The 6,768-nt window shown below is 63.9% G+C and carries 7 protein-coding genes; 5 read left to right on the plus strand and 2 right to left on the minus strand.

All coding sequences use genetic code 11. The annotated features are described in order from the left end of the window. Window positions 1-113 precede the first annotated feature (113 nt). Window positions 114-1,604, plus strand: coding sequence for an ATP-dependent helicase (locus BPSG_RS07570; protein WP_026644181.1), 1,491 nt, complete (start codon window positions 114-116; stop codon window positions 1,602-1,604). 14 nt (window positions 1,605-1,618) lie between these two features. On the opposite strand, the gene BPSG_RS07575 is transcribed toward BPSG_RS07570, so the two are convergent. Then, a complete protein-coding gene (locus BPSG_RS07575) occupies window positions 1,619-3,148 on the minus strand; it encodes a zinc-dependent metalloprotease (protein WP_026644182.1) in 1,530 nt (509 codons plus the stop codon). 101 nt (window positions 3,149-3,249) lie between these two features. Here BPSG_RS07575 and BPSG_RS07580 point away from each other — a divergent pair, with 101 nt between their 5' ends. Both BPSG_RS07580 and BPSG_RS07585 read left to right on the plus strand, forming a co-directional pair. Beyond that, a complete protein-coding gene (locus tag BPSG_RS07580) occupies window positions 3,250-4,167 on the plus strand; it encodes a YlbL family protein (RefSeq protein ID WP_026644183.1) in 918 nt (305 codons plus the stop codon). Window positions 4,168-4,256: 89 nt separating this feature from the next. Continuing rightward, entirely contained in the window at window positions 4,257-4,679 is a 423-nt protein-coding gene (locus BPSG_RS07585; protein WP_026644184.1) for a DUF3052 domain-containing protein, read from the plus strand. A 39-nt stretch (window positions 4,680-4,718) separates the two neighbouring features. Here BPSG_RS07585 and BPSG_RS08675 read toward each other — a convergent pair whose 3' ends face one another. Next, window positions 4,719-4,892, minus strand: a complete 174-nt coding sequence (locus BPSG_RS08675) for a hypothetical protein (RefSeq protein WP_155266385.1) — start codon at window positions 4,890-4,892, stop codon at window positions 4,719-4,721. A gap of 71 nt (window positions 4,893-4,963) precedes the next feature. Here BPSG_RS08675 and BPSG_RS07595 point away from each other — a divergent pair, with 71 nt between their 5' ends. Both BPSG_RS07595 and tnpB read left to right on the plus strand, forming a co-directional pair. After that, the gene (locus BPSG_RS07595) at window positions 4,964-5,551 is read left to right on the plus strand and encodes an IS607 family transposase (RefSeq protein WP_034879165.1); all 588 of its coding nucleotides are present in this window, start codon (window positions 4,964-4,966) and stop codon (window positions 5,549-5,551) included. After that, the coding region (tnpB, locus tag BPSG_RS07600; protein ID WP_034879167.1) for an IS607 family element RNA-guided endonuclease TnpB at window positions 5,544-6,768 on the plus strand (1,225 nt) is incomplete at its 3' end. The genes BPSG_RS07595 and tnpB, both read left to right, overlap by 8 nt.

Genomic DNA, 6,768 nt, shown 5'->3' on the forward strand with positions numbered 1-6,768 from the left:
GCCCAGCCCAGGCCGGCGGGTCCTGCACCATGTTCACACACAGCTGAGCGGAACCGGCCGCACTCCGGCGCGTTTCGCTCGAACCGCGCGCATGGCCGTGCCACAATGGGGCCATGGCAATTTCGGCGAATGAGATTCTCGACGGGCTCGACGACGCACAGCGGCGGGCCGCATGCAGCGTGGACGGACCGGTGCGCATCATCGCATGCGCCGGCGCGGGCAAGACGCGCACGATCACGCGTAGAATCGCATACGCGTGCGCAAGCGGCGCATGGGAGGCGTCCCGTGCGCTCGCGGTCACGTTCTCGGTCAAGGCAGCGCAGGAGATGCGCACGCGTCTGCTCGACCTCGGAGTCGGTGAAGACATGCACATCGCCACGTTCCACGCCGCCGCGCTGCACCAGTTGCGCACCATGTGGCCCGATGTGTGCGAAGGGCCGTTCCCGGTGTTGTCCGAATCGCCCCGCGACCTGGTGGGGGCCGCGTTGTTCCGGGCGCTCAACATGCAACCCGAACGCAATGTGGTCCAGGATGTGCATGCCGAGATCGACTGGTGCAAGGTCTCGCTGATTGCGCCGGAGGATTACGTGCGGGTGTGCGAAGCCACGCATCATGCGCCGCCTGCGCCATTGGACCCGCAGTCCTTCACGCGTGTCTACGACCAGTACGAGCAGGAGAAGGCCGCACGCATGGAGATCGATTTCAACGACATCCTGCTTGTGACCGCGCATATCCTCGACACCTACCCCGAAGTGGGGGAGCAGGTGCGGGCGCACATTGGCTGGCTCACAGTCGACGAATACCAAGACGTCTCGCCGTTGCAGCACCGGCTGATGCGCAGCTGGCTCGGCGCGCACCGCAATGTGTGCGTTGTGGGCGACCCGGCGCAGACAATCTACTCGTTCGCCGGCGCCACGAGCTACTACCTCAACCATTTCGCGCGCGAGTTCCATCCGCTTGCCGCGGACATCGCTCTCGACACCGATTACCGCTCGGCGCAGTCCATCGTCGCGCGGGCGAACACCGTGCTGGGCAAATCCGCGCAACGCGAGGACTATCTCAAGCTCAAGGCGGTGCGCGAAGGGTCACGGCGCGTGCTGAGCGCGGCGTATGAGACCGACGCGCAAGAGGCACAGGCCGTCGCCGCGCGCATCGCCCGTTTGGTGGGGCAGGGCGCGCGTCCGGGGGATTTCGCCGTGCTCACACGGCTCAACGGCCAGCAGCGCGTTGTGGTGCAGGCATTGCAGGAGCAGGGATTGCCCTACCAAGTGCGCAGAAACTCCGGGTGGCAGCAATCCGCGCTCCAGCCGGCCGCCGCAGTGGAAGGCGCGCCGGTGGGCGATGTGGAGGCGCTCGACCAAGGGCGCGTCACCGTTTCGACGATCCACGCGTCGAAAGGGCTCGAATTCGACCATGTGTTCCTTGTCGGGCTTTCGGAAGGCCTGATGCCCTACCGGGCTTCCGACGACGTGGAGGCGCTCGAAGAAGAACGGCGCGTGCTCTATGTGGGAGTCACGCGCGCGCAGGAATCACTGTATCTGTCATATGCGAAGCGGCAGGACGAGCGCGCGGGCCGGGTGCGCCAACCCACGCGCTTCCTGTAAGCCGGTGCGGACGATCAGGCCTGATGGCCCGGTTCCGATGCGTCGGAACCATCGTCGTGTGCATCGCCGGCCGTCGAATCACCGTTTTCCTGGGCATCATCGCCTTCGGCTTGGCCATCGCCGGCGCCGTCGTCATCGAGCAGTTTGCTCAATTCGGCGTCCCAATCGATCGAGCTGCCCTTGCGCGGCTCTTCTTCGGCGGGGCCAGTGGTGTCGGCGTCGGTGTCGTCGCTCGGCAACGCGGGAAGCATGTCGGGGTGGCCCCACATGGCGTCGCGCGCCTCAAGGCCTTGTTCGTTGGTGATCCGCTCCCACTGCGCCGCGGCCTCGCGTACGCGCTTGGGGCGCAGCTGCAAGCCAAGCAGGTTCTCGAACGTCAGCTCGGCGGGGCCGCCTACCGCACGCTCGCGGCGCATCATCTCACGCAGCTGGTCGAGATGCGGCAGATGAGCCATGCCGGCGCGCCACACCGCGCAGTCGACCCAGCCTTCGACAAGCGCGAGCAGGGTCTCGATCGACCGCAACGCCTCACGCTGTTCCGGAGTGTCGGTGATGCCGACGTTCGCCAGATTGACCGCTCCCGAAAGCGATTCGGGGTCGAACGCCGAAGCGTCGCGCAGCTGCTCCTCCATTGCATCGAGATCGATTGTGATGCCGCGCGCGTATTTGCCGATGAGCGCGGTGAATCGCGGCATGAGCCACGGCACCGACGCGTAGAGGCGCGCGTACGCCTGTTCTCGCAAAGCGAGGAACTCGGTGACTTCGGACGCGTCGAATTCGAGTGACGTGGCATAGTCGTCGACGTTCTGCATGATCAGGCCGCCGGCCGGATTGTCGAGCATGCGGATGCCCTGGTCGAAGCTGCCGCGCACCTCGAGGCTCAGCGCGCCGGCCGCCTGCCCGAGCTGCATGGCGTACGACGTGTTCGCGAACAGCTTCATCAACTGCTTGGGGTCCTTCATGCCGTCCGGGATCGGAATGGGCACCGGCCCGGCGTACATGCCGGTGATCTCGCCTTCGAACGCGTCGCCAAGACGGTCCGAGATGACGGCGCTCAGCGCCTCGTTCATCGAAGCGGCAACCGGGGCGGCGAACTGCGCCCATGCGTCGATAGTGCCTTCGACCCACCCAGCGCGCGTGAGCGGTTCGGCCTCGCCGGCTGGGGGATTGAACGCGGTGGCGATGTCGAGCCACAGATTGGCCTCGCTCATCGCGCGGCGCATGGTGGCGCCTTCCTCCGCGGTCACGGAGGATTCGCTGCCCGACGAGTTGACGCGCTGCAACGCAATCGATTTGGCGAGCTTGACATTGATCGGCCCCGCGCTGATCGTCTGCTGCATCTCACCGAATGAGTTCATGCCACCACCCATGAAAGCCTGCATGAGCGACTGCACCTGCTGCGGGTCCGGAAGACTTTCGGCGCCGCGGCTGAGCAGCTGCTCACGGATCTCTTCGGGCAGGTTGTTGAATTGCGAAAAGGCCATCTCGCCCTGGACAGGACCGAAACAGTTGATGAACCATTGATGCAGTGCGTTCTCATCCATGGTGGTGACCCCCTTTAGGTCTCGTCGATGAATCCGAATTCTACTATGCATCAATACGCGCACAGGCGTAATAATTCCAATTTGCGCCATACTATGGGAGCATGACTCAACGCAACACAGACGGACAGGTGCGGCTCGACGGCGCCGCCGACGCACAGGGAACGCAAGGCACCCAAAGCGCGGCACCATCCGCGCATGTGGGCGTGTGGCAGCTGCTCAGCGCGCATTGGAACGGACGGCCCGCGCGGTTCTTCGTCGGCGCCGTGGCCGTGCTGCTTGCGGTGCTCGTGCTGATGTTGCCGAGCGCGTATGTCGTGGAGACGCCGGGGCCCACCCAGGATGTGCTCGGCGACAGCAACGGCACGCCGGTGATCCAGGTCGAGGGCGCGAAGACCTACCACGACAAAGGGCGCCTGCTGCTCGTCACGGTGAACGCGGCCGGTGTGCCGGGGTACCCGGTCTCGAACGCGGAGGCGCTGTGGGCGTGGGCCGACCCGAATATGGAGCTGACGCCGCAGGAGGCTGTGTTCCCGGTGGGGCAGAACGCCGAACAGTACCAGCAGGAGTCGGACCAGGAGATGGAGTCCTCGCAGGACGCCGCCGTGACCGCCGGTCTCGATTATGCGCAGCGTCTGGGAGCGGACGTGGATGGCGCCAAAGTGACGATGCACGTGGACGACATCGGCGGTCCCTCCGCCGGCATGATGTATGCGCTGGGGCTCGTGGACATGCTCACACCCGAGCATGAGTCGGGCAAGCAGACCGTGGCCGGCACCGGCACGATTGACGACGAGGGCAAGGTCGGCGCTATCGGCGGCATCGACCTGAAGATGCAGGGCGCCAAGCGCGACGGCGCCACATGGTTCCTGGCCCCCGCCGACAATTGCGCGCAGGTCGTGGGCAAGGTGCCTGCGGGGCTGCGTGACGTCAAGGTCTCCTCACTGGAGGACGCGTACACCGCGCTCGTGAAGATCGGCAACGGGCAGGCGGATAGTCTGCCGCATTGCACCGTTGAATAAAAACGTCCGCATGAGCGGTTTATTTTGTGCGCGGCATGAAGCGAAGCCTACGAAATACGCTGTTCGGCGGTATTGGTATATTAGCGAACGTGAATCAAACAGCATCAGACAACGCTGAGGAGTTCGGCTTCCGCACCGGCGACCTGATCCAGGAATGGCTTTGGGACGATGATGTGGACGATACGATCAGGGAAAAAATAGAAACGCTCACTGGAGAAGAGCTGGTTGACGAGGATTACGATTCCGCGGTTGACGGCGTGATCATCTGGTGGCGTGACGGCGACGACGAAGACGCCCTGTCAGACACCATCGTGGACGCATATGCGGTGCTGGGGCAGGATGGCCCGTTCTGGGTGCTCACCCCCAAGCCCGGCCGTAGCGGTGCTCCGGCCTCCAACACCGTGCAGAACGCGGCGAAGACCGCAGGCATGAACGCGTCCACGCCGCTCACCGTGAGCGACGATTGGAACGGCATCCGTCTGCGCGCCTTCGGCAAGAGCGCGAACCGCTGAGCGTTTTGCGCCGGTCTGCGCGCGGGCGGCACGGGCGTGCTAGACGAGCCACGCGCAGATCAGCATCACCACGGACGCCACGAGCAACACGATGGCGTCCATGGTGCGCGGCAGGCGGTCATGTAGGATCACCGTCGCCGCGCATGCCACCATCGCAAAGGCGGCGAGGCCGAACGAGACCCATTTGATTGGCTGGCCAAGGGGGTTGATCACGCCGAAGAGGGCTGTTAGCTGTTTCCAAAATGTTTTGCTTTAATATATTTTAATATGCTATACTATACTGCATGTTAGTGAGGGAATGGGCTGAGCTTGAGCACCTACACCCGCAGACCGTGTGGAAGTGGTGCCGCACCGGAAAGATGCCTGTTCCTGTCGAGCGCACGCCGTCTGGCATGTGGCTCGTTCACGATCCCAAGTATGAAACACCCGCACCGTCGGATGCCAAGCAGTCGCGCACCGTCTGTTATGCGCGCGTCTCGTCGGCCGATCAGAAGGCTGACTTGCAACGGCAGGCCGATCGGCTCAAGGCGTTCGCGCTCAGCATGGGCGTGGAAGCTCCTGAGGTTGTCACAGAGACTGGTTCGGGTATGAACGACAAACGGCGCAAGCTCAACCGGTTGTTGTCCGATCCGACCGTAACCACTTTGATTGTGGAGCACCGGGACCGTTTGGCGCGCATGAACGCGGGACTGGTCGAAAGCGCGTTGAAGGCGCAAAACCGTAGACTCATCGTCGTGGACGACACGGAGTTGGATGACGATCTGGTGCGTGACATGACCGAGGTGCTCATCTCGTTCTGCGCGCGGCTCTATGGCAGGCGTGCCGCCAAGCACAGGGCGCAGGCCGCGTTGGAGGCGATGCGCGGTGTATGAGGCGGTGAAGGTGGCGCTCGACCCCACGCCACGGCAGGAAAGGCTCTTGGAAGGCCATGCGGGTGCGGCGCGCTTCGCCTATAATCTCATGCTCGCGCGCATCCAATCCCAGTTGGCGCGAGGGGAGAAGGCGGACTGGACGATGTACGCGCAGCGCCGCTGGTGGAACGAATGGAAGAATGAGATCGCCCCGTGGTGGGCCGAATACAGCAAGGAGGCGTACAACAGCGCGTTCGAATCATTGGCGGCCGCGCTGAGGAACTTCCTCGATTCGAAGACAGGCAGGCGCAAAGGCGGGCGCATGGGCTGGCCGAGGTTCAAAAGCAAACGTCGCAGCATGTTGAGGTTCGCGTACACGACCGGCAGCTTCGGTCTGATCGGCGGCGATCCCAAAGCGTTGAAACTGCCGCGCATCGGCCGCGTGCACTGCATGGAGAACATCGCCCGGCGGGTCGGGGACGCGAAAGTGGTGCGCATGAGCGTGGGCAGGCGTGCGGGACGCTGGTATGCGTCCCTGACCGTCGAACGTGAGGACAAGCCGGTGCCGTGCCCACCAAAGGGCGGGAGCGTCGGCGTGGACCTGGGCGTCAAGACCCTCGCCGCATTGTCAGATGGCACGGTGTTCGACAATCCGCGCCTGTTGAAGCGTGCGCACAGGAAGCTCGGGAAAGCACAGAAGACCCTCAGCCGCCGCAATGAGGGGTCGAACAGGTGGAAGGAAGCGGAGCTGCACTTGCAGCGCGTGCACACGCATATCGCCAGCCAGCGGCGTGACGGGTTGAACAAGCTCACCACCATGCTCACCAAGACCTACAGTCATATCAGCATCGAGGACCTGAACGTGTCCGGCATGGCCAGGAACCACAGCCTCGCCCAAGCTATAAGCGACTGCGGTTTCCGTGAACTGCGCCGTCAACTGGAGTACAAGACCGCCCGCACAGGCGCAAAACTACATGTTGTCAACCGTTGGTATCCATCAAGCAAGACATGTTCGAACTGCGGGACAGTGAAAGCCAAACTGTCCCTCAACGAACGCACCTATGTCTGCGATGCCTGCGGTTTGAGGATCGACCGCGACCTGAACGCGGCCATCAACATCAACGTCGCCGGGAGTGCCCCGGAGACGCTAAACGCGCGCGGAGGGGACGCAAGACACGGCCGGCATGCACCGGCCGCGCAGACCCCAGTGAAACGCGAACCAAGCAACGCCCGCCAAG

This window comes from Bifidobacterium pseudolongum subsp. globosum (genome assembly GCF_000741295.1).
GTDB classification, from domain to species: domain Bacteria; phylum Actinomycetota; class Actinomycetes; order Actinomycetales; family Bifidobacteriaceae; genus Bifidobacterium; species Bifidobacterium globosum.

What these genes read in the sequence shown, in the direction of transcription:
- BPSG_RS07580 (WP_026644183.1), top strand. Translation starts at nt 3,250, where the DNA reads ATGACTCAACGCAACACAGACGGACAGGTGCGGCTCGACGGCGCCGCC.
- BPSG_RS07570 (WP_026644181.1), top strand. Translation starts at nt 114, where the DNA reads ATGGCAATTTCGGCGAATGAGATTCTCGACGGGCTCGACGACGCACAG.
- BPSG_RS07575 (WP_026644182.1), bottom strand. Translation starts at nt 3,148, where the DNA reads ATGGATGAGAACGCACTGCATCAATGGTTCATCAACTGTTTCGGTCCT.
- BPSG_RS07595 (WP_034879165.1), top strand. Translation starts at nt 4,964, where the DNA reads ATGTTAGTGAGGGAATGGGCTGAGCTTGAGCACCTACACCCGCAGACC.